The sequence below is a fragment of the Pseudarthrobacter sp. 05T312 genome (genome assembly GCF_056396685.1).
Window position 1 is genome coordinate 233,890 of record NZ_JBFTLY010000004.1, and the last position, 20,033, is coordinate 253,922.

The following is a 20,033-nucleotide window of genomic DNA, read 5'->3' on the forward strand; positions in this document are numbered from 1 at the left end:
GTGTTCTTCCGGAAGCTCGCCGGTGATTGCCGGGTCATCGCCAACCCCGAGTCTACTATCGCCGTGGCGTCCTGTGCCATTCCGGCAGCATCGCGCCGCACCCCGTTCCGGTCCCGGGACTCCCTGCCCCGGCGCCTCCCGGGGAACTGGCGGTGACGGGGCGCGGAATTAGGGAGGCAGTTGAGGGCAGTGACCGCTGTCCGGCCAGGACCGGGCCGCCAATAATGGACAGATGCGAGCGGTGCAGCCATCCGTGCCGGGCCTGCGGCCCAGCCTTTTGCGCCGGGCGGCTTCCTGGGCCTGCTGGTCAATCGCGGCCGCCTTGTGGCTGCCCGCAGCAGGGCTGACCCTCGTGCGCCTCGCCGGCGGGGGGTCCGGTACTCCGTGGGTCCAGTTGCTGTCCCTGTTCCCCGCCAGTTTGTTCGCGTCCGTTGCCGCGGCGGCAGTCGCGCTGGCCGCCGCGGCCCTGGACCTCCGGGGGGCGCGAATTGTGCTGGCCGTGCTGGCCACCGGTCTCCTGATAGGCCAGATGTTGATAGTGGCGCCGCGTATCGTCCCCGTGTACACGGCCGGGGGGACACTCTTTGGGCGGCCAGCCCACGCCGTTGCGGCCGCAAACCACGCAGGCGTGCACCCGCTGACCGTGATGGCACTGAACGTAGGCTCCACGGGCGTGGATCCTGCCGCACTGCTGGGGCAGGCCCAAGCACGGGACGTCGACATTCTCGCCCTTCCCGAACTCGCCCTTGAAGGCCTGGCAAACCTTGAAGCGGCAGGAATTGGCGTGGACTTTCCTTACCGGGTCATCGATGTTGACGGAGCCGGCACCGGCAACGCCATCTTCTCCCGCTATCCACTCGTGCCGATGCCACGCGTGCCCGGTACGTCCTTCTACCAGACCCGGGCCGTCGCCGACGTCCCGGGCACCGGTGGTGGCATCCAGCTGACCTCGGTGCACATTGATTCCCCCCGCCCTGGACATACGCCATCCTGGCGGGCGGAACTCGACCAGCTGGCAGGCCTGCAGCGGGGACTCCCGGCGGACAGGGGCTCCGTCCTGCTGGGCGACTTCAATGCCGGCCACGACCACGCCGCATTCCGGAACCTGCTCGCCGCCGGCCTTACAGATGCCGCAGGGACCGCGGGGATGGGCCTTGTCCCCACCTGGCCCATCAATGCGCCGGTCCCCGCCTTTACAGCCATCGACCACATCCTTGTGAGCCATGGCATCAGGGTGGTGGGGTTCAGCACGGTTGAATTCCCCGGGACGGACCACGCCGCCGTTGTCGGCACACTGGACGCCTGGCGCTGAACCGCGTCCCTGTCCGTTGCCGGAGCGAGGGCTGCCACCGCCACGGCGCATTCCCTAGACTCGGCTCATGACAGCTTCCGTTCCCTCTCCCGGGCGGACGAGGGCGGCCACCGTCGGCAGGTGGCTGTTCGTACCGGTCGCGTTGCCGGTGGCAGCCGTGTCGGCCGTACGCGCCGTACCGGTGGAGTGGCCCGTCCTGGGGGTGCAGCTGGTGGCGTTCATGCCGTGGGCTGCCGTGCCTGCCGCGGCAGCCTTGCTCCTCGCATTCCTGGGGCGGAGCCGGTGGCAGCAGGTCCTGGCTGCATCGCTGGTGGGGTGCCAGGCGTTCTGGCTGTTTCCGCTGGATGTCCGCGGGCCTGCCGCCGAGGCGGCCGGACATGAGGTCACCCTGGTGGCCATGAGCATCAACGCGGAACTGGGCGGCGCGGACGCAGCGGGGATCGTGGACCTGGTCCGTGAACGTCATGTTGGCCTGCTGGCAGTGCAGGAGTACACGCCGCAGCTAGCACTGAAACTGACGGCGGCGGGACTGGACGGACTGCTTCCGCACCGGATTACCCACACCAGGGATGGCGCCGGGGGAACTGCGGTCTACTCGTCGTTCGTGCTCGAGGACTCCGGGACGCTTCCGCACACCGGGTTCAGCATGCCGGTTGTGCGGCTCGACCTGGCCGATGGCAGTGGATCCACCCTTCGGGTCGTGGCCGTGCACACCGTGGCGCCGGCGGGCAGCGCCGTGAACCAGTGGCGCAAGGAACTGGCCACGGTGGCCGGGGCCGGCGCCGGTTCCGGCCCCCTGCTGCTGGCCGGCGACTTCAACGCAACCTACGACCACCGGGAATTCCGTTCGCTGCTGGCCGGGGCTGGGGGCGGCCGGACCCTGGTGGACGTGGCGGCTTCAGCGGGCAGCAGGCTGGTGCCCACCTGGCCCATGCGCAGCTACCGCCTGCCGGGAATTGCCCTGGACCACCTGGTGACCACCCGCGACATCACCGGCTCCGGCTACTCAGTCCACCCTCTGGCCGGGACGGACCATGCCGCTGTGGTGGCCACCCTGCACATCGAGGTCCCCTAGCCCTTCCGGATCAGCTTGTGCGTGGCTGCCTGCGCCACCGGCCGGACGACGATCTGGTCAAGGTTCACGTGGTGTGGGGCGCTGACGGCGTAGCGGACGACGTCGGCCACATCCTCTGCGGTCAGCGGCTTCTCCACGCCCTGGTAGACCTTTTCTGCGGACTGCACATCCCCGAGCCGGTTGAGGGCGAACTCCTCGGTCTGCACCAGCCCCGGCGCCACCTCGATGACCCGAACGTTGTGCTCAGCCTCTTCGAGCCGGAGGGCGTTGGTCATGGCGTGCTGCCCGAACTTGGCAGCGTTGTAGCCGCCCCCGCCTTCGTAGGCGTCCAGCCCCGCGGTGGAGGTGAGGTTCAGGACGGTGCCCGCGCCGGTGGCCCGCAGCATCGGAAGGAACGCGCGGGTGAGCTTGAGGGTTCCCAGGACGTTGACGCGGTACATCCATTCCCAGTCGGCGGTGTTGGCATCACCCACCTTGTCAGCACCGCGGGCGCCGCCGGCGATGTTGACCAGCGTGTCAATGCCGCCTGCTTCGGTGACCTGGGCGAGCAGCCGGGACACGTCGTCGTCCTCTGCGATGTCTGCGGGAATCGCGACGGCGCCTGTCTCCCCTTCCAGCGCCGCCAGCCTGTCGGCCCGGCGTGCCACGGCGAAGACCGTCCACCCGTCGGCGCGCAGGGCACGCACCGTTGCCTCTCCGATTCCACTGCTCGCGCCGGTCACCAATGCTGCCTTTTTCTGCAAGTCCTCAGTCATGGCACCACCCTAGCGGGATCAGCCGCCGGGCCGTCCCTGGAGGTAATCAAGCAGGACCCGCGCGTGGTTGGCGTCCGTATTGCGGGCGGCGTAGAGCAGGGTGACCCTGGGATGTTCCCCCGCCAGTTCCAGCAGGTCCCCAACGGCCGGATTGGCGTCCAGTTCGGACCGGTAGCGTTCGCTGAAACCAGCGAACTGTTCGGGGCGGTGGTTGAACTCCTTGCGCAGCTCCGTGGAGGGTGCCACGTCCTTGAGCCAAAGGTCGACGGCGGCGTTTTCCTTGGCCATCCCCCGCGGCCAAAGCCTGTCCACCAGCACCCGGAAGCCGTCGTCGTCCGCCGGCGGCTCGTAGATGCGCTTCACGCCGAAGGTTGCCCGGAACTCTCCCATGGCCCGCATGCAACCCCTGTCCGCGTCCGCCCGGGCAAGACGGGTTGGGTGGGATGGAGCCAGCATGAAAGAATTGCCCAATGGCTGAAGACACGCAGGGTACAGACACGCCCACCACCGCCCCCATTAACGTTCCGGACAAACCGGCCCTCGAAGGCCTCGAAGCCGCGCTCACTCGGCGCTGGCTGTCCGAAGGAACCTACAAGTTCAACCCCGACACCACCCGGGAGCAGGTCTACTCGATCGACACTCCCCCGCCCACAGCGTCGGGATCCCTTCATGTGGGGCACATGTTCTCCTTCACCCAGACGGACGTCCAGGCACGCTACATGCGCATGACCGGCAGGAACGTCTTCTACCCCATGGGCTGGGACGACAACGGCCTGCCCACCGAACGCAGGGTCCAGAACTACTACGGCGTCCGCTGCGATCCGGCCATCCCGTACAACGCCGACTACCGGCCGCCCGCGCAGCCGGCCAAGAACCAGCGTGATTTTGACGTTGTGTCCCGGCAGAACTTCATCGAACTGTGTGAGGAACTGGCCGTTGAGGACGAGAAGGTCTTCGAAAACCTGTTCCAGACCCTGGGCCTGTCCGTTGACTGGGACCTGACCTACCGCACCATCGATGACACTTCCCGCGCGGTGTCCCAGCGCGCCTTCCTGGCCAACCTGGCCGCCGGGGACGCCTACATGGCCGAGGCTCCCACGCTGTGGGACGTCACCTTCCGCACGGCCGTGGCACAGGCCGAGCTTGAGGACCGCGAAGTTGCCGGGGCCTACTACCGCTACCCCTTCTTCACCGAAGACGGGGACAAGGTATTCATCGAGACCACCCGTCCGGAGCTGCTGGCCGCGTGTGCCGCACTGGTGGCGAACCCCGACGACGAGCGGTACCAGCCGCTGTTCGGCAAGACCGTGAAGTCCCCGCTGTTCGATGTTGAACTCGAGGTCAAGGCCCACCCGCTGGCCAAGGCGGACAAGGGCTCCGGCATCGCCATGGTCTGCACCTTCGGTGACCTGACCGACGTCACCTGGTGGCGCGAACTGCAGCTGCCCACCCGCGCCATCATGGGCCGCGACGGCCGCATCATCGCCGAAACCCCCGAGTGGATCACCACTGAGGCGGGCAAGGAGGCGTACGCCGCCATCGCCGGGAAGACTGCTTTTTCCGCCAAGGAAGCCGTGGTGGAACTCCTCAAGGAAGCCGGCCTGCTCGACGGTGAACCCAAGAAGATCACGCACCCGGTGAACTTCTTCGAAAAGGGCGACAAGCCCCTCGAAGTGGTCACGTCCCGCCAGTGGTACATCCGCAACGGCGGCCGCGACGAGGACCGCCGTGAACGCCTCATTGGCCGGGGCAAGGACATCGACTTCCACCCGTCCTTCATGCGTTCCCGTTACGAGAACTGGATTGCCGGCCTGAACGGTGACTGGCTGGTCTCCCGCCAGCGGTTCTTCGGCGTGCCCATTCCCGTCTGGTACCCGCTCGACGCGCAGGGAAACCCGGACTACGACAACCCCGTCCTGCCGTCCGACGGCATGCTCCCGGTGGATCCTGCGGCGGATGCCGCCCCGGGCTTCGAGGAGGCACAGCGCGACCAGCCCAACGGCTTCACCGGCGACGCCGACGTCCTGGACACCTGGGCCACGTCCTCCCTGACCCCGCAGATCGTGGGCGGCTGGAGCCGGGACGAGGACCTGTTCGCCAAGGTCTACCCGTTCGACCTGCGCCCCCAGGGCCACGACATCATCCGCACCTGGCTGTTCTCCTCGGTGGTCCGCGCCGACGCACTGCAGGATTGCGCACCATGGAAGCACGCGGCCATCTCCGGCTGGATCCTGGACCCGGACCGCAAGAAGATGTCCAAGTCCAAGGGCAACGTGGTGGTGCCCACGGACGTGCTGAACGAGTACGGTTCAGACGCCGTCCGTTATTGGGCCGCCTCTGCACGGCTGGGCGCCGACACCGCCTACGAGATCGCGCAGATGAAGATCGGCCGCCGCCTGGCCATCAAGCTCCTGAACGCCTCCAAGTTCGTCCTGAACCTGGGCGCCACCGAGAACTCCGTGCTCTCGGGCGATCTTGCCGTGCTGACGAATCCCCTGGACCGTGCACTCCTTGCCCAGCTGGCCGACGTCGTGGCGCAGTCCACCAAGGCATTCGACAATTACGACTACGCCCGGGCCCTGCAGCTCACGGAGTCGTTCTTCTGGCAGTTCACCGATGACTATGTGGAACTGATCAAGGACCGGGCCTACGGGGCCGCAGGCGAAGCGGAGCAGGCTTCCGTGCTGGCCGCGCTGGCCACCACCCTGGACACCCTCCTGCGGCTGTTCGCCCCGTTCCTGCCGTTCGCCACGGAGGAAGTATGGAGCTGGTGGCGCAACGGGTCCGTGCACCGGGCCGAATGGCCGGCCGCGCTGGAGATCCCGGACGGCGACACCACCATGCTGGCAACGGTGGGCGTGGCACTCAGCGGTGTCCGCAAGGCCAAGTCCGAGGCCAAGGTCAAGCAGCGCACCGAGGTGTTGTCCGCCACCATCACGGCGCCTGAAGCGCTGACAGCCCAGCTGCAGGCCGGGCTGGCCGATTTGAAGGCTGCGTCCAACGCCCGGGAGATCACACTGGTGGTGGGTGAGGGCGACCTCACGGTCTCAGATGTTGCCCTGGCACCGAGCGACGAGCCCGCCAAGGCCTGACGCCGGACCATAGCCACGTCGGCCTGTTTACAGGCAAAGGGGAAGCCCCATCAGCGTTTTGCCGTTGGTGGGGCTTCGACTTTTCGGCCATCCGGTGACGTGCTCTGATGGTCTGGCAGGATCCTCTGATCTTCAGGTCTTACTACCCCGTCACTGGTAGCTTGCATTCAACTTTGCCGATGGCTGCGTCAACTGACAAATCACTGAATCTTTGGTTCCTGCGTCCCCTTCTTTCGAAGTGGTAGGAACTATTGTTCTCCTGCGCCGCACCACGTGCAAGGGCCCCGGGATAACTACATTCAGGTAGTTATCCCGGGGCCCTTGCAGCGCTTCAGTGTCCGGCGTTCAGTCGAATTCCGGGCTCTCGGTGCGGCTGCGCTTCAACTCGAAGAAGTGCGGATAGGCAGCGATGGCCGTGGTGGCGTCCCAGATCCTGCCGGCTTCCTCACCGCGGGGGATGCGGGTCAGCACCGGGCCGAAGAACGCGGTGCCGTTGAAGGCCACCACAGGGGTGCCGACGTCCTGGCCCACCAGCGAGATTCCTTCCTCATGGCTGGCCCGCAGCTTCTGGTCGTACGCATCGGAGGTGGCCGCATCGGCCAGGGAGGCGGGGAGCCCGCAATCAGCGAGGGCCTTGGTGATGACCTCGGTACGGTCTTTTTCGCCCTGGTTGTGGATCAGCGTGCCCATGGCATCGTAGAGCGGCTTGATGACCTGCGGCCCATGCTCTTCCCGGGCGGCGATGATCACACGGACCATGCCCCATGCGTTGTCCATGGATTCACGGTAGCCGGGGTCCAGGTCCCGTCCCTCGTTCAGGACTGCCAGGCTCATGACGTGCCATTCGGTCTCGATGTCCCGCACGGCTTCCACTTCCCCGATCCAGCGGGAAGTGACCCAGGCGAAGGGGCAGAGGGGGTCGAACCAGAAGTCGGCTTTGTTCTTTGCGGGTGCAGTCACGGAGGTCCTCTCGGTCAGGCAGACTTACGGCGCTTGGCCACGTGCGGAATCATGGTGGGTTCGGCGCCCCGCAGGACCACGTCTTCGGTGATCACTACGCTGGCCACGTCCTCGCGGCTGGGAAGATCGAACATCACGGGGAGCAGGACTTCCTCCAGGATCGCGCGCAGGCCGCGGGCGCCGGTACCCCGTTCCAGGGCCTGGTCGGCAATGGCTTCCAGGGCGGTGTCGTCAAACACGAGCTCCACGCCGTCGATCTGGAACATCTTCTGGTACTGCTTCACCAGCGCGTTCTTGGGAGTGGAAAGGATTTGGATCAGGGCATCGCGGTCCAGGTTGGACACGGTGGTGATGACCGGGAGCCTGCCGATGAACTCGGGGATCAGGCCGAACTTGAGCAGGTCCTCCGGCATGACCTCACCATAGGAGTCAACCTTCTTGCTGGCCTCGTTCAGTGGAGCACCGAAACCGATGCCCTTCCGTCCGGAGCGGGAACCGATGATCTCTTCCAGGCCGGCAAACGCGCCGGCCACGATGAACAGGACGTTGGTGGTGTCGATCTGGATGAATTCCTGGTGCGGGTGCTTCCGTCCGCCCTGCGGCGGTACCGAGGCTACGGTCCCTTCGAGGATCTTCAGGAGGGCCTGCTGCACGCCCTCGCCGGACACGTCGCGGGTGATGGACGGGTTTTCGCTCTTTCGGGAGATCTTGTCGATCTCGTCGATGTAGATGATGCCCTGTTCGGCCTTCTTGACGTCGTAGTCAGCGGCCTGGATGAGCTTGAGGAGGATGTTCTCCACGTCTTCGCCCACATACCCCGCCTCGGTGAGGGCGGTGGCGTCGGCCACGGCGAACGGCACGTTCAGGCGGCGGGCGAGGGTCTGCGCCAGGTAGGTCTTGCCGCAGCCGGTGGGGCCAATGAGGAGGATGTTCGACTTGGCGATCTCGACGTCGTCGTGGTGCCCGCCGTCCCCGAGGTTTCCGGACTTGGGCGCGTGGCCTGCCTGGATGCGCTTGTAGTGGTTGTAGACCGCGACGGCGAGGGAGCGCTTGGCGGGCTCCTGTCCGATGACGTATTCCTGCAGGAAGTCGAAGATTTCGCGCGGCTTGGGCAACTCGAAGCTGCCGAGGTCGGCGACTTCCGCGAGCTCTTCCTCAATGATTTCGTTGCACAACTCGATGCATTCATCGCAGATGTAGACACCGGGGCCGGCAATCAGCTTGCGCACCTGCTTCTGGCTCTTTCCGCAGAAAGAGCACTTCAGCAGATCCGTGCTCTCGCCAATCCGAGCCATATATGAACCCCTTAGTATCCTGCTGCCTGGCAGCCCTGCACCATTGCTGAAATCTTTACCGGCCGGCACGGCCCGGTTTGTGACAACATCCACTCTAGGTCACATTCGGTCCCAAGGGTGGAATGAAAAGGCCGGTGCGGCCAAATGAACTGGACCGCACCGGCTTTCGGTACTGCTACCTCGTGATTGCCTGGGGCTTGATCTTGCGGGAGTCAAGAACCTGGTCGATGAGGCCGTATGCCTGGGCTTCTTCGGCGGTGAGGATCTTGTCGCGCTCGATGTCGTTGTTGACCTGCTCCGACGTGCGTCCGGAGTGCTGGGCCAGGGTGTCCTCCAGCCAGGAGCGCATGCGCATGACCTCTGCGGCCTGGATCTCCAGGTCCGAGGCCTGACCGCCCTGGCCGCCGGACAAAGCCGGCTGGTGGATGAGGACGCGGGCGTTGGGCAGCGCCAGGCGCTTGCCGGGCGTGCCCGCAGCCAGCAGGACCGCGGCCGCGCTGGCGGCCTGGCCCAGGCAGACCGTCTGGATCTCGGGGCGGATGTACTGCATGGTGTCGTAGATCGCCGTCATGGCCGTGAAGGAGCCGCCGGGCGAGTTGATGTACAGCGTGATGTCGCGGTCCGGGTCCGTGGACTCCAGGACCAGCAGCTGGGCCATGATGTCATCGGCGGAAGCGTCATCCACCTGCACGCCGAGGAAGATGATGCGGTCCTCGAAGAGCTTGGTGTAGGGGTCCTGGCGCTTGAAGCCGTAGGGGGTGCGTTCCTCGAACTGCGGCAGGACGTAGCGGCTGGACGGAAGATTCCCGGCTGACCACCCGAAGTTGTAGTTCATTGTGTTTGCTCCTGATCGAAAGGGGTTCTGGATGCCGGTTAGTTCTGGGAGGCTGATTCGCCGGAGGAACCGTTGGACGTTCCGCCGCCGCCTGAGACGGAGCCGGCGTGCGCGGCGATCTTGTCGAAGAAACCGTATTCGAGTGCTTCGGTGGCTGTGAACCACTTGTCGCGGTCGTTGTCCTTGAGGATGGTTTCAACGGTCTGGCCGGTCTGCTCGGCGGTGAGTTCCGCCATGACCTTCTTCATGTGCAGTATGAGCTCGGCCTGGATCTTGATATCGGAAGCGGTGCCGCCGATGCCGCCGGACGGCTGGTGCATCAGCACGCGGGCGTTGGGGGTGGCGTAGCGCTTGCCCTTGGTGCCGGAGGAGAGCAGGAACTGTCCCATGGATGCGGCCAGGCCGGTGGCGACGGTCACAACGTCGTTCGGAATGAACTGCATGGTGTCGTAGATGGCCATGCCTGCCGTGACGGAGCCGCCGGGAGAGTTGATGTAAAGGTAGATGTCCTTCTCCGGGTTTTCGGCCGAGAGCAGGAGCAGCTGCGAGCAGATCGCGTTGGCGTTGTCATCACGCACCTCCGAGCCCAGCCAGATGATCCGCTCCTTGAGGAGGCGGTTGTAAATGTAGTTGTCCTGGGCTGCAGGATCGACGGTCGCCATCCGGGGGGCCTCTGAGTGCTGTGACATGTTTACTTACCTCTCACTGGTGACGGTGACATCACTGAAAATCACTACTTGGACACTAACCGGTTTCACGGGTGTTTTGTTCGCGCACCGACGGCTGTTCGCTGACGGCGCACGATCACCGAACCGGCAGCGGGCTGCTTCCCGCAGAACGCGAACGGCCCCCGGATCGAAGGGATCCGGGGGCCGTTGCTGCGGTTCAGGAAGGACTATGCCTTGGCGTCAGCCGTGGTGTCCTCGGCTTCGACAACCTCTGCCTCGGCGGCTTCGGTCTCAGCAACCTCGGCGTCGGCCGCGGGAGCCTCTTCGCCGGCGGGGCGCACGAAGTCGCTCAGGTCAACAGCCTTGCCCTCCGTGTCGGTCACCGTGGCCTGGCCCAGGACGACGGCCAGTGCCTTGCGGCGGCGCACCTCGGAAACCATCATGGGGACCTGGCCGCTCTGATCGATGATCTGGGCGAACTGGTTGGGGTCCATGCCGTACTGGCTGGCGGTGGTGACGATGTAGTCGATCAGCTCGCTCTGGCTGACGTTGACTTCTTCCTTCTCCGCGATGGCGTCGAGGATGATTTCGTTCTGGAAGGCGCGGGCCGTGTTGGCGCGGACCTCTTCGCGGTGCTCTTCGGTGTCGTGCTCGCCGTCACCGTGGCCGTTGCCCTCCTGGAAGTGGGCTTCGAGCTGCTCTTCGACGACGGAGTCCGGAACCGGAACCTCCACGAGTTCCACCAGCTTGTCCAGGACCTTGTCGCGGGCTTCAACACCCTGCTCGACGATCTTGGACTCGGCGGCCTGCTTGGCCAGGTCTTCGCGCAGTTCGGCGAGGGTGTCGAACTCGGAGGCCAGCTGTGCGAAGTCGTCGTTCGCCTCGGGCAGTTCGCGTTCCTTGACGGCCTTGACCACTACCTTGACCTGGGCGGCTTCGCCGGCGTGGTCGCCGCCCACCAGGGTGGTGTCGAAGATGGCGTCTTCGTCGGCGCTGAGGCCGGTCACGGCTTCGTCCATGCCCTCAAGCATGGTGCCGGCGCCTACCTGGTAGGACAGGCCGGCAGCGGAGTCGACCTCTTCGCCGTCGATCGTGGCGGTGATGTCGATGGTGAGGAAGTCGCCGTCGGCAGCGGGGCGGTCAACGGACTTCAGGGTGCCGAAGCGGCCACGCAGTTCGTCCAGGGCCTTGTCCACGTCGGCGTCGGAGGATTCCGCAGCGGCGACCTGGACCTCGAGGCCTGCGTAGTCCGGGAGTTCGATTTCGGGGCGGACGTCGACCTCGGCGGCGAACTTTAGGCCGCCGTCGGTGGCGGAGGGGTCCGGAACCTCAGTGATTTCCACCTCGGGACGGCTCAGCGGGCGGATGCCGGATTCCTGCACGGCAGCCTGGTACCAGCCGTTGAGGCCGTCATTGATGGCGGTCTCCAGGACGTAGCCACGGCCGACGCGCTGGTCGATGAGCTTGGCGGGAACCTTGCCCTTGCGGAACCCGGGAACCTGGATCTGCGACGCGACGGTCTTGTAGGCCGAGTCGATGCTGGGCTTCAGTTCCTCAAAGGGGACCTCAACATTGAGCTTGACCCGCGTGGGGGTGAGGTTCTCGACAGCGCTCTTCACGGTCTAAGTACTCCTGGGTTGTGGGATGGGTTTCTGCAACGCAATGTGTGTCCAGGCCGGCTGGTCCTGGCCGCAGAGTCGGGGTGACAGGATTTGAACCTGCGACTTCCTGCTCCCAAAGCAGGCGCTCTAGCCAAGCTGAGCTACACCCCGTAAGTGCACAGGCAAGTCTACGGTGATACGCGTCGCGAATGCACATTTGACACGTAGGCCATGGATTAGGTTTAGTTGTATCCGGCTTGGACAGCCAGCCCGGAGTTTCCGCGAAAAACGGATCTTCCTCCGGGGACGTAGCTTAATGGTAAAGCCTCAGTCTTCCAAACTGATTACGCGGGTTCGATTCCCGTCGTCCCCTCCATGACAAAAGGACCCCTCAGTTGAGGGGTCCTTTTGCGTTTGCCCCTAGCCCTGCGGCTGCTGGCAGTAGGGGCACCAGTAGAGGTTCCGCCCGGCGAGGTCGGCCATGAGCACGATGGTGCGGCATACCCGGCAGGGCAGCCCGTGCCGCTTGTAGACGAAATGGACGTCGTCGCGGTGCGGGAAGTGGGCGCTCCTGGCCGGCACCGGTTCCCCTGCCGCGGCAACCTTGGCTGCCGTGGTGCCGTTGAGCGTCCAGTATTTCGGCGGGGTGGTGATGATCCGCCCGTCCGCCACACCGTCATTCATGACGGCAACGACGTCGCGCCACAGCATGCGGGCGTCGGCCTCAGCCAAGGCGGTTCCGGGCAGCAACGGATCGAGGCGGCGGCGGAACAGGACTTCGGCGCGGTAGACGTTCCCGACGCCGGCAATCACCTTCTGGTCCATGAGCAGGGCCGCCAGCGGGGTCTTCCGGGCCAGCACATTCGCGGCGAAACGTCCGGCGTCGCCGCGGAGGTTCCGCAACGGATCGGGCCCAAGCCGCTCCAGGACCGCGTCGGCCTCCGCTGCGGTGATGGCTTCGCAGGTGGTGGCACCGCGAAGGTCCGCCCAGCCATGCCTTCCGGCGAGCCGGACCCGGACGGCCCCGACGGGCGCCGGCGGACCCGCGTAGGGCGCGCCGCCGTCGTCGTCCCCGTCGGCGAAGGCCTCCCGCTCTCCTACCCGCCGTGGCGCACCGATGCTTGACGCGCCGGCGAAGGTGCTGTCACCGCCGAAGCTCCACGCCCCGTAGAGGCCGAGGTGGACATGCAGGACCAGCGTGTTGTCGAAGTGCAGGAACAGGTGCTTGCCATGCGCCTCGGCGGCGACCATCGTGTGGCCGTCCAGCAGCGCCGCTCCCCCGCTGAACCTGCCCTGGGGACTGGAGACAGCGAGCGCCTCGCCGGTGAAGACGTCCCCGAACTGGTGGGCGAGCCTGCGGACGGAATGGCCCTCGGGCACTACTCGATGACCTCGCCGGTCGCTTCGTAGGCCGCGATCTTGCCGATCCGGCGCACGTGCCGTTCGTCATTGCTGAACGGTTCGGCCAGGAACGCCTCGATCAGTTCGGTGGCCTCTTCCACCGAATGCTGGCGTCCGCCGACCGCCACGACGTTCGCGTCATTGTGCTCGCGGGCCAGGGTGGCGGTGGAGAGGTTCCAGGCCAGTGCGGCACGCACGCCCTTGACCTTGTTTGCGGCTATCTGCTCGCCGTTGCCGGACCCGCCCAGCACGATGCCCAGTGCGTGTATGCCTGCCTGCTGGTCTGCGACCACGGCGAGGGCGGCGTTGATGCAGAACGAGGGGTAGTCGTCCTGGGCGTCGTAGGCCTTGGGCCCATGGTCCACCACCTCGTATCCCTTCCCGGTCAGGTGGGACACCAGGTGGGCGCTGAGCTCCATGCCTGCGTGGTCGGTGGCAATGTGGACCCGCGGGAAGGCAGGGGTAGTGGTCACGTGCTAAGTCCGTTCGTTGGTGGGGCTGGCAGGCCGCCGGTGGAGGCCGGAACGACACCGATAAGGATACTAGGGCGGCGGTGGGGTCAGGGGTTCCGGTCATCCGGCGGCGGACCCCCGCCGCGGCGTGCCCTGGCGGCCACCCGGGTGAGCACTTCGGCAAGCCGCGCGGCTGAGGCCTGGCTGCCGCCGCTGACGGCAAGGCGCTGGCCGTCGGTCTTGCTGACGACGACGGCGGGCCCGCTGCCGACGAGCATGGCCGCGGTCCCGCGGTGGTGCCGGTAGCCCCACCCGCCGTAATCTGCGGCCCTCACTTCGGCCGCGCTGGCATCGGAGATGGCGCCGGCGGGTACATCCATCACCGGTACCACGCCGGCGAGCAGGACCTTCAGTCCACGCCGGTCCGCGCGGACGCGGGCGAAAAGGAACGCGGCACCGACGAGGGCCAGGATCACCAGGAGGATCCCCAGCCAGGGCACCACGACCGCGATGAGGGCCGCCGGGAACAGGGAGGCGATGGCGATCATGACGAAGACCGAACTGCGGGCATGCACCCAGAGCCTGATGCTGTCCCGGGCAAGGTCCGGGTCCAGCTCCCTGGCGATTGCGACCTGGAGCGCGCGGTCGTCACCCGGGGACCACTGCCGGTCGGCCTTGTACACCATGGCCATGGTCACGCCGAGGGAAACCGCCGCACCGCTTCCCAGGGCGAGAACCGTCATGTCAACGTGCGACTGCCGGGCGTCAGCCAGCCCCGTTTGGCCGATCAGCCCTGCAGCGAGCGCTGAGGTGATGAACAGGCTGAGGAAGAGCCCGGCACCCATCATGATCCTGCGCATCAGTACGGGCCGGCTCAGCGGCGCGGCCTGGAGCAGGACCAGCCACCCGGACACGATGATTCCTGCGGCTCCGGCCCCAACGTAGGCGCCGAAGGGCGCGAAGGCCGCACCGCCGCTGTCCGTCCACTGGACCGCAAGCGGCTCCGGCAGATCCGGACGCAGCAGGAACGCGCAGTAGACAAAGGCGGCAGCCAGGACGACAGGGAACCCGACGGCGAAACGCAGGGCCCTGGCATCCACCGAATCCAGCAGCTTTCCCATGCATCCAACGCTACCCCTGCGGAGCCACGGCCCGCCGCCCGGCCCTGCTGTGAGCTGCGCAACTTGCCATAGGAGGCAGGGGTGGAAGAATGCATCACAGTGCCGGCACCGGAACCACCGGCCGGCAGCCGAAAATTCTTTGGAGGACCTCCTTTGCCAGGCATGAACCTGACGCGCGCCGAAGCCCGTGAGCGCGCCGAACTGATTTCCGTCCAGTCCTACGATGTCAGCCTTGACCTGACCCGCGGCGGAGAAGTCTTTGGCAGCACCACCACCGTCAAATTCACGGCGGTGCCCGGAACGTCCAGTTTCATTGACGCCGTCACCCGCACGGTACACAGCGTGACCCTCAACGGCCGGACCCTTGATCCGGACACCGTGGCCGACGGCGTGCGGATCCAACTGCCGGACCTTGCGGAGCACAACGAGCTGACCGTCGTGGCGGACATGCCCTACATGAACACCGGCGAAGGTCTGCACCGGTTCGTAGACCCTGTGGACAACGAGGTCTACCTCTACACCCAGTTCGAGGTTCCGGATTCCCGCAGGATGTTCACCGTCTTCGAACAGCCGGACCTGAAGGCAACGTTCGCCTTCACCGTTACGGCTCCGTCCCACTGGGATGTTGTTTCCAACTCCCCCACCCCGGAACCGGCGCAGGCACAGGCCGCCGAAGACGGTGCCGCCCGGTCCGTCTGGACGTTTGCCCCCACGCCGCGGCTGTCGTCCTACGTCACTGCCCTGATCGCCGGCCCGTACCAGTCTGTCCGCAGCGAGGTCACCAGCGCGGACGGCCGCGTGATCCCGCTCGGGGTCTTCGCACGGAAGTCGCTGATGCAGTACCTGGACGCGGACAACATCTTCGAGCTCACGCGGCAGGGCTTCGGGTTCTTCGAGGCACAGTTCGGCTGCCCCTACCCGTTCGAAAAGTACGACCAGCTGTTCGTGCCGGAGTTCAACGCCGGCGCCATGGAGAACGCCGGGGCGGTGACCATCCTGGAGGGCTACGTCTTCCGCAGCAAGGTCACCGGGGCGCAGATCGAGCGGCGCGCCATCACCGTCCTCCACGAACTGGCACACATGTGGTTCGGCGACCTGGTGACCATGCGCTGGTGGAACGACCTGTGGCTCAACGAGTCCTTCGCCGAGTACATGTCCCACCTGGCAGCGGTGGAGGCCACGTCCTTCACCAGCGCCTGGACCACGTTCGCCTCCGTGGAAAAGTCCTGGGCGTACCGCCAGGACCAGCTGCCCACCACACACCCGATCTTTGCCGAGATCAACGACCTCCAGGACGTGGAGGTCAACTTCGACGGCATCACCTACGCCAAGGGCGCCTCGGTGCTGCGGCAGCTGGTGGCCTGGGTTGGACCCGAACAGTTCATGGCCGGCGTCCGGGAGTACTTCGCCAAGCACTCCTGGCACAACACCGAGCTGCAGGACCTGCTGGTTGAGCTGGAGAAGGCAAGCGGCCGCGACCTGGACCACTGGGGCCGGCAGTGGCTGGAGACCGCCGGCGTTAACACGCTGGCTCCCGAGCTGGACGTCGACTCCGCCGGAAAGCTGCGGTCTTTTGCCATCCTGCAGTCCGCGGTTCCGGAGTGGCCCACCATCCGCCCGCACCGGCTCGCCGTGGGCTTCTACAACCTGGACGACGCCGGCAAGCTCACCCGGGTGCACCGCGAGGAGCTTGATGTCGACGGCGAACGTACCGAGGTCCCGGCGCTGGCCGGCCTGGCCCGGCCGGACCTGATCCTCATAAACGACGACGACCTGGCCTACGCCAAGGTGCGCCTGGATCCGGCGTCCCTGGCCACCGCCACGGCACACCTGAAGGACTTCGCCGAAAGCCTGCCGCGGACCCTTGTCTGGAACTCCGCGTGGGATGCTGCCCGGGACGGCGAGACGCCTGCCCGGAAGTACGTGGAGCTGATCCTGGCCAACGTGGCCGCGGAAACTGATTCCTCGGTGATCCTGGTCCAGCTCCGGCAGCTGGCCACCACGCTTAACTTCTATGTGGCCGAGGAACACCGCGAAGCCACCACCATTGCGGCCGTGGACCGGTTGTGGGATTTGGCTTCGGCCGTCCCCGGCGGCTCCGACGGCCAGTTGCAGTTCATCAAGTCCTTCGCGCTGCTGGCCCGCAGCGCGTCCCAGCTGGACAGGGTGTCCGGCCTGCTGGACGGGTCCGTGGTCCTCGACGGCCTTGCCGTGGACCAGGACCTCCGCTGGGAGCTGGTGGCTTCGCTGGTGGCCGGTGGCCGGATGGGGCAGGACGGCATCGACACCGAGCTGGAGCGGGACAACACCTCCAGCGGCCAGAACGCAGCCGCCCTGGCCAAGGCAGCCATCCCCACCCCCGAAGCCAAGGCTGCGGCCTGGGAAGCCATTGTGGTCAAGGGAGAGCTGTCCAACGCGCTGCAGGGCTCCGCGGTGGCCGGTTTCATGCGGGTGCTGGACCGATCCCTCCTGGAGCCGTACTCCGAAAAGTATTTCGCGGCCGTGCCGGGCATCGTGGCAACCCGCACCCACGCACTCGCCCAGCAAATCGTCGTCGGGCTCTACCCGGCCCTGCTCACCACGCAGGCCACCATTGACCGGACGGACAGTTTCCTGGCGTCATTGCCGGCGGAAAGCGCGGCGCTGCGGCGGATGATGCTGGAAAACCGTGACGGCGTCGCCCGCGCCCTGCGCGCCCGTGCCGCCGATGTCCTGCCGGCTGGCGGTCCGGAGTGAACGTCCACGAACACCGGTACGAGCTGACGGTCCAGTGGACCGGCAACCTGGGGGTGGGCACCTCGTCCTACCGGGGTTACTCCCGCGACCACGACGTCGCCATCCCCGGCTTGCCGGTCCTGAAGGGCTCGGCGGACCCCACCTTCCACGGCGACCGCGAACGCTACAACCCCGAACAACTCCTCCTGGCTGCGCTGGCGCAGTGCCACATGCTGTCCTACCTGCACGTGGCGGTGAAGCACGGCGTGGTGGTCACTCACTACCGGGACGAGGCCACCGGGCTGATGCGGCTGAACCGGGATGGCAGCGGACAGTTCGAGCGGGTGGTCCTGAACCCGCACGTGACAGTGGCCGACGCGGCGCAGGCGGATCTGGCGGCCTCGCTGCACCACGAGGCCAACCAGGTCTGCTTTATTGCCCGGAGCGTGAACTTCCCCGTGGAGCACCAGCCGGTGACGGTGGCCGCCTAGCCTTTCCCGCCCTGGAGCAGCTTGACGAGCCGTTGCTCCGTGCCGGGTTGCAGGCCGGCTTGCCGGGGCCGGTCCAGTCCCCTGGCGCGTTCATCGGCCAGGGTGCCGGCCAGGGTTTCCTGCCAGGGCCGCAGCACCATCCCCGCCGCTTTGGCTGCCTGGTTGCTGCGGGCCATGAAGCCCTCATGGCCGGGCGGCAGCCAGAGCGGAAGGGAATCAGGCCCGGACCAATAGTTGACGCCCTGCTCCACCAGCCAGTCTTCCTTGGCAGTGATGGTGGTGGCGTTGGCCGCTGACCCGTCGCGGCAGGCAGCCAGGAGGTCGGCAAAGGACACCGGCTCACCCACTGCGTTCAGCGGGCCGGTGGTTCCCTGTTCTGCTGCGCGCAGGATCCAGGCCGCCAGGTCCCGGACATCGATGACCTGGGTGGGCTGGTGCCCGATGTCCGGGAGCAGCACCGGTACCGGGTTCCGGTCGAAACGGCCCGGCCAGTAGCCGTACCGGTCGGTGGGGTCCCCGGGGCCGCTGACCAGGCCGGCGCGGCACAGGTGGGCCGCGCCGTTCGTGGCCTCCAGGGTGGTCTCCTCGATGGCTGCCTTGGACTCGCCGTAGTTTTCCGGACTGAAGGGAGCCCCTGCGGGCAAGGGCGGCAGCAGCGGTGCGTCCTCCGCCGCGCCCGGTGTGGAGTGCTCTGCGTAGGCTGAGGTGCTCGAAACAAAGGTCCAGTGCCAGGCCCTGCCGGCCAGGGATGCGAGGGCCTCCCGCGCAGGTTTGGGATCCCGCGCGACCTCGACCACCGCGTCCCATTCGCCCGTCAGCCCGGCGTAGGCACCGGCACCGCTTGAACGGTCGGCTTTGACCCAGGCGGCGCCCCGAGGGGGCTCCGCCGCAGTACCCCGCGCCAGGCAGGTGGCAGCGTGGCCGGCGGCCACTGCCTGGGCCGCGATTGTCCTGGAGAGGAAGGCAGTTCCGCCAAGGATGAGGATGCGCATTGGTCCACGCTACGGCGCTAGGGTTGAAAGAGAACAGAGCAATATCCCAAGGAGCTATTTCCACCCATGGTCAGCATGTTGTCCATCATTCCCCCAGCACCCACCCAGCCGAGCGGCGTGAGCCTGCCCGGCATCGTGATCAGCCTCGGCGTCGGCGTTGCCGTCTGGCTCGTGGCCACGTTCATCATTTCCCGCATCACCAAGCGGGTGGCGTCGGGCAGCAATTTCTTCAAGAAGCCAACGTTCAGGTGGGCGGCCCCGGCCTTCCGGGCACTCGATCACGAACGCCGCGTCCAGCGTGCCGAAACCATCGGCTCGCTGCTCAACAGCGTGGTGGGCGTGCTGGTGGTGATCATTACCGGCATGTACGTGCTGCAGAACCTGGACATCAACATTGCCCCGCTGCTGACCAGCGTGGGTATCCTCGGTGTGGCCATCGGCTTCGGCGCCCAGCAGCTGATCCGCGACTTCCTGGCGGGGATCTTCATTACCATTGAGGACCAGTACGGAATCGGCGACGTCATCGAAACCAGCGAAGTGGTGGGGGTCGTGGAGTCCATGGGGCTGCGGATCACCCGGGTCCGCTCTGACGACGGCGCGATCTGGTATCTGCGCAACGGCGAGATCCTGCGCGTGGGCAACAGGTCCCAGGGACGCTACGTTCCGCTGCACGAGTCCGACGACGGCACCACCGACCAGGGCTCGGCGCACGTTGAGACCAAGAAGACTGACCAGAAAGCCGGGGACTAGCATGTCGCTTCCCATTGAGCCGGGCCCGGGGCAGCGGCCCCAGTTGATGCAGAACGATCCGTTCAGTAAGCCGGACTACACCGACAGTTTCTATGACGCCGTGGGCGGCCACGACACCTTCGTGAAGCTCATTGACGTCTTTTACGACGGAGTGGCCACCGATCCGCTGCTGCGGCCCATGTATCCGGAAGAGGACCTGGCCCCGGCGAAACGCCGGTTCCTGATGTTCCTTGAGCAGTACTGGGGCGGTCCCACAACGTACGGCGAGGAGCGCGGCCACCCGCGCCTGCGCATGCGGCACATGCCTTTCAAGGTCACGCCGGAGGCAAAGGACCGGTGGCTGTTCCATATGCGCACCGCCGTGGATGCGCTGGAGCTTCCGCCGCTTTACGAGGGGACGCTGTGGGACTACATGGAGCGGGCGGCGCTGACCATGGTGAACAGCCCTTCCGGTTCCTGAGCCCAATCCAGCAGGCTCTGTCCGGCAGGCTCTGTCCGGCAGCCGCCCTGCGGTCCGC

The 20,033-nt window shown here is 66.4% G+C and carries 18 protein-coding genes and 2 tRNA genes; 8 read left to right on the forward strand and 12 right to left on the reverse strand.

Going from position 1 to position 20,033, the window contains the following annotated elements:
* Positions 1–232 precede the first annotated feature (232 nt).
* Positions 233–1,312 carry an endonuclease/exonuclease/phosphatase family protein gene (locus AC1DIP_RS08785; protein ID WP_477733513.1) on the forward strand — a complete coding sequence of 360 codons (1,080 nt, stop codon included), beginning with the start codon at positions 233–235 and terminating at the stop codon, positions 1,310–1,312.
* Between the two features lie 67 nt (positions 1,313–1,379).
* Positions 1,380–2,387, forward strand: a complete 1,008-nt coding sequence (locus AC1DIP_RS08790) for an endonuclease/exonuclease/phosphatase family protein (RefSeq protein WP_477733514.1) — start codon at positions 1,380–1,382, stop codon at positions 2,385–2,387.
* Here the strand turns inward: AC1DIP_RS08790 and AC1DIP_RS08795 are convergent.
* Complete coding sequence (locus tag AC1DIP_RS08795) at positions 2,384–3,142, reverse strand: SDR family oxidoreductase (RefSeq protein ID WP_477733515.1); 759 nt, start codon at positions 3,140–3,142, stop codon at positions 2,384–2,386. The two genes, AC1DIP_RS08790 and AC1DIP_RS08795, sit on opposite strands and share 4 nt — an antisense overlap.
* Positions 3,143–3,160: 18 nt before the next feature.
* The gene (locus AC1DIP_RS08800; RefSeq protein WP_476211440.1) at positions 3,161–3,532 is read right to left on the reverse strand and encodes a DUF488 family protein, N3 subclade; all 372 of its coding nucleotides are present in this window, start codon (positions 3,530–3,532) and stop codon (positions 3,161–3,163) included.
* A gap of 80 nt (positions 3,533–3,612) precedes the next feature.
* Here AC1DIP_RS08800 and valS point away from each other — a divergent pair, with 80 nt between their 5' ends.
* Positions 3,613–6,234 (forward strand): valine--tRNA ligase, encoded by a 2,622-nt coding sequence (gene valS, locus AC1DIP_RS08805; protein WP_476211442.1) that lies wholly within the window; start codon positions 3,613–3,615, stop codon positions 6,232–6,234.
* A 345-nt stretch (positions 6,235–6,579) separates the two neighbouring features.
* Here the strand turns inward: valS and AC1DIP_RS08810 are convergent, their stop codons facing one another.
* From AC1DIP_RS08810 to AC1DIP_RS08835, 6 genes are all read right to left on the reverse strand, one after another.
* On the reverse strand, positions 6,580–7,194 hold the full coding sequence (locus AC1DIP_RS08810; protein ID WP_476211443.1) for a mycothiol-dependent nitroreductase Rv2466c family protein: 615 nt from the start codon (positions 7,192–7,194) through the stop codon (positions 6,580–6,582).
* Positions 7,195–7,208: 14 nt separating this feature from the next.
* Positions 7,209–8,489, reverse strand: a complete 1,281-nt coding sequence (clpX, locus tag AC1DIP_RS08815; protein ID WP_224026309.1) for an ATP-dependent Clp protease ATP-binding subunit ClpX — start codon at positions 8,487–8,489, stop codon at positions 7,209–7,211.
* A 175-nt stretch (positions 8,490–8,664) separates the two neighbouring features.
* Positions 8,665–9,324 carry an ATP-dependent Clp protease proteolytic subunit gene (locus tag AC1DIP_RS08820; protein ID WP_307426312.1) on the reverse strand — a complete coding sequence of 220 codons (660 nt, stop codon included), beginning with the start codon at positions 9,322–9,324 and terminating at the stop codon, positions 8,665–8,667.
* Positions 9,325–9,362: 38 nt separating this feature from the next.
* On the reverse strand, positions 9,363–9,986 hold the full coding sequence (locus tag AC1DIP_RS08825; protein ID WP_018761581.1) for an ATP-dependent Clp protease proteolytic subunit: 624 nt from the start codon (positions 9,984–9,986) through the stop codon (positions 9,363–9,365).
* 233 nt (positions 9,987–10,219) lie between these two features.
* A complete protein-coding gene (gene tig, locus AC1DIP_RS08830; RefSeq protein WP_476211446.1) occupies positions 10,220–11,611 on the reverse strand; it encodes a trigger factor in 1,392 nt (463 codons plus the stop codon).
* 78 nt (positions 11,612–11,689) lie between these two features.
* Positions 11,690–11,764: transfer RNA gene (locus AC1DIP_RS08835), tRNA-Pro, on the reverse strand.
* Between the two features lie 131 nt (positions 11,765–11,895).
* On the opposite strand from AC1DIP_RS08835, the gene AC1DIP_RS08840 reads away from it, so the two are divergent.
* A tRNA-Gly gene (locus AC1DIP_RS08840) sits at positions 11,896–11,969 on the forward strand.
* A gap of 44 nt (positions 11,970–12,013) precedes the next feature.
* On the opposite strand, the gene AC1DIP_RS08845 is transcribed toward AC1DIP_RS08840, so the two are convergent.
* The 3 genes from AC1DIP_RS08845 to AC1DIP_RS08855 form a co-directional block, all read right to left on the reverse strand.
* Positions 12,014–12,973, reverse strand: a complete 960-nt coding sequence (locus AC1DIP_RS08845; protein ID WP_477733516.1) for an Fpg/Nei family DNA glycosylase — start codon at positions 12,971–12,973, stop codon at positions 12,014–12,016.
* Positions 12,973–13,467 (reverse strand): ribose-5-phosphate isomerase, encoded by a 495-nt coding sequence (locus tag AC1DIP_RS08850; RefSeq protein WP_476211449.1) that lies wholly within the window; start codon positions 13,465–13,467, stop codon positions 12,973–12,975. The genes AC1DIP_RS08845 and AC1DIP_RS08850 overlap by 1 nt, the downstream gene beginning before the upstream one ends.
* An 86-nt stretch (positions 13,468–13,553) precedes the next feature.
* Positions 13,554–14,567 (reverse strand): hypothetical protein, encoded by a 1,014-nt coding sequence (locus AC1DIP_RS08855; RefSeq protein WP_476211450.1) that lies wholly within the window; start codon positions 14,565–14,567, stop codon positions 13,554–13,556.
* A gap of 162 nt (positions 14,568–14,729) precedes the next feature.
* On the opposite strand from AC1DIP_RS08855, the gene pepN reads away from it, so the two are divergent.
* Complete coding sequence (gene pepN / locus AC1DIP_RS08860; protein WP_476211452.1) at positions 14,730–17,303, forward strand: aminopeptidase N; 2,574 nt, start codon at positions 14,730–14,732, stop codon at positions 17,301–17,303.
* The gene (locus AC1DIP_RS08865; protein WP_476211454.1) at positions 17,300–17,773 is read left to right on the forward strand and encodes an OsmC family protein; all 474 of its coding nucleotides are present in this window, start codon (positions 17,300–17,302) and stop codon (positions 17,771–17,773) included. The genes pepN and AC1DIP_RS08865 overlap by 4 nt, the downstream gene beginning before the upstream one ends.
* Here the strand turns inward: AC1DIP_RS08865 and AC1DIP_RS08870 are convergent.
* On the reverse strand, positions 17,770–18,765 hold the full coding sequence (locus tag AC1DIP_RS08870) for a Rossmann-fold NAD(P)-binding domain-containing protein (RefSeq protein WP_477733517.1): 996 nt from the start codon (positions 18,763–18,765) through the stop codon (positions 17,770–17,772). The genes AC1DIP_RS08865 and AC1DIP_RS08870 overlap by 4 nt on opposite strands.
* A gap of 66 nt (positions 18,766–18,831) precedes the next feature.
* Here AC1DIP_RS08870 and AC1DIP_RS08875 point away from each other — a divergent pair, with 66 nt between their 5' ends.
* On the forward strand, positions 18,832–19,515 hold the full coding sequence (locus tag AC1DIP_RS08875) for a mechanosensitive ion channel domain-containing protein (RefSeq protein WP_476211458.1): 684 nt from the start codon (positions 18,832–18,834) through the stop codon (positions 19,513–19,515).
* Position 19,516: 1 nt separating this feature from the next.
* A complete protein-coding gene (locus AC1DIP_RS08880) occupies positions 19,517–19,975 on the forward strand; it encodes a globin (protein WP_387564988.1) in 459 nt (152 codons plus the stop codon).
* Positions 19,976–20,033: the final 58 nt, after the last annotated feature.

Coding starts and splice junctions, on each gene's coding strand:
- AC1DIP_RS08785 (WP_477733513.1), top strand. CDS start 233: ATGCGAGCGGTGCAGCCATCCGTGCCGGGCCTGCGGCCCAGCCTTTTG.
- AC1DIP_RS08790 (WP_477733514.1), top strand. CDS start 1,380: ATGACAGCTTCCGTTCCCTCTCCCGGGCGGACGAGGGCGGCCACCGTC.
- AC1DIP_RS08795 (WP_477733515.1), bottom strand. CDS start 3,142: ATGACTGAGGACTTGCAGAAAAAGGCAGCATTGGTGACCGGCGCGAGC.
- AC1DIP_RS08800 (WP_476211440.1), bottom strand. CDS start 3,532: ATGGGAGAGTTCCGGGCAACCTTCGGCGTGAAGCGCATCTACGAGCCG.
- valS (WP_476211442.1), top strand. CDS start 3,613: ATGGCTGAAGACACGCAGGGTACAGACACGCCCACCACCGCCCCCATT.
- clpX (WP_224026309.1), bottom strand. CDS start 8,489: ATGGCTCGGATTGGCGAGAGCACGGATCTGCTGAAGTGCTCTTTCTGC.
- AC1DIP_RS08820 (WP_307426312.1), bottom strand. CDS start 9,324: ATGAACTACAACTTCGGGTGGTCAGCCGGGAATCTTCCGTCCAGCCGC.
- AC1DIP_RS08825 (WP_018761581.1), bottom strand. CDS start 9,986: ATGGCGACCGTCGATCCTGCAGCCCAGGACAACTACATTTACAACCGC.
- AC1DIP_RS08855 (WP_476211450.1), bottom strand. CDS start 14,567: ATGGGAAAGCTGCTGGATTCGGTGGATGCCAGGGCCCTGCGTTTCGCC.
- pepN (WP_476211452.1), top strand. CDS start 14,730: ATGAACCTGACGCGCGCCGAAGCCCGTGAGCGCGCCGAACTGATTTCC.
- AC1DIP_RS08870 (WP_477733517.1), bottom strand. CDS start 18,765: ATGCGCATCCTCATCCTTGGCGGAACTGCCTTCCTCTCCAGGACAATC.
- AC1DIP_RS08875 (WP_476211458.1), top strand. CDS start 18,832: ATGGTCAGCATGTTGTCCATCATTCCCCCAGCACCCACCCAGCCGAGC.
- AC1DIP_RS08880 (WP_387564988.1), top strand. CDS start 19,517: ATGTCGCTTCCCATTGAGCCGGGCCCGGGGCAGCGGCCCCAGTTGATG.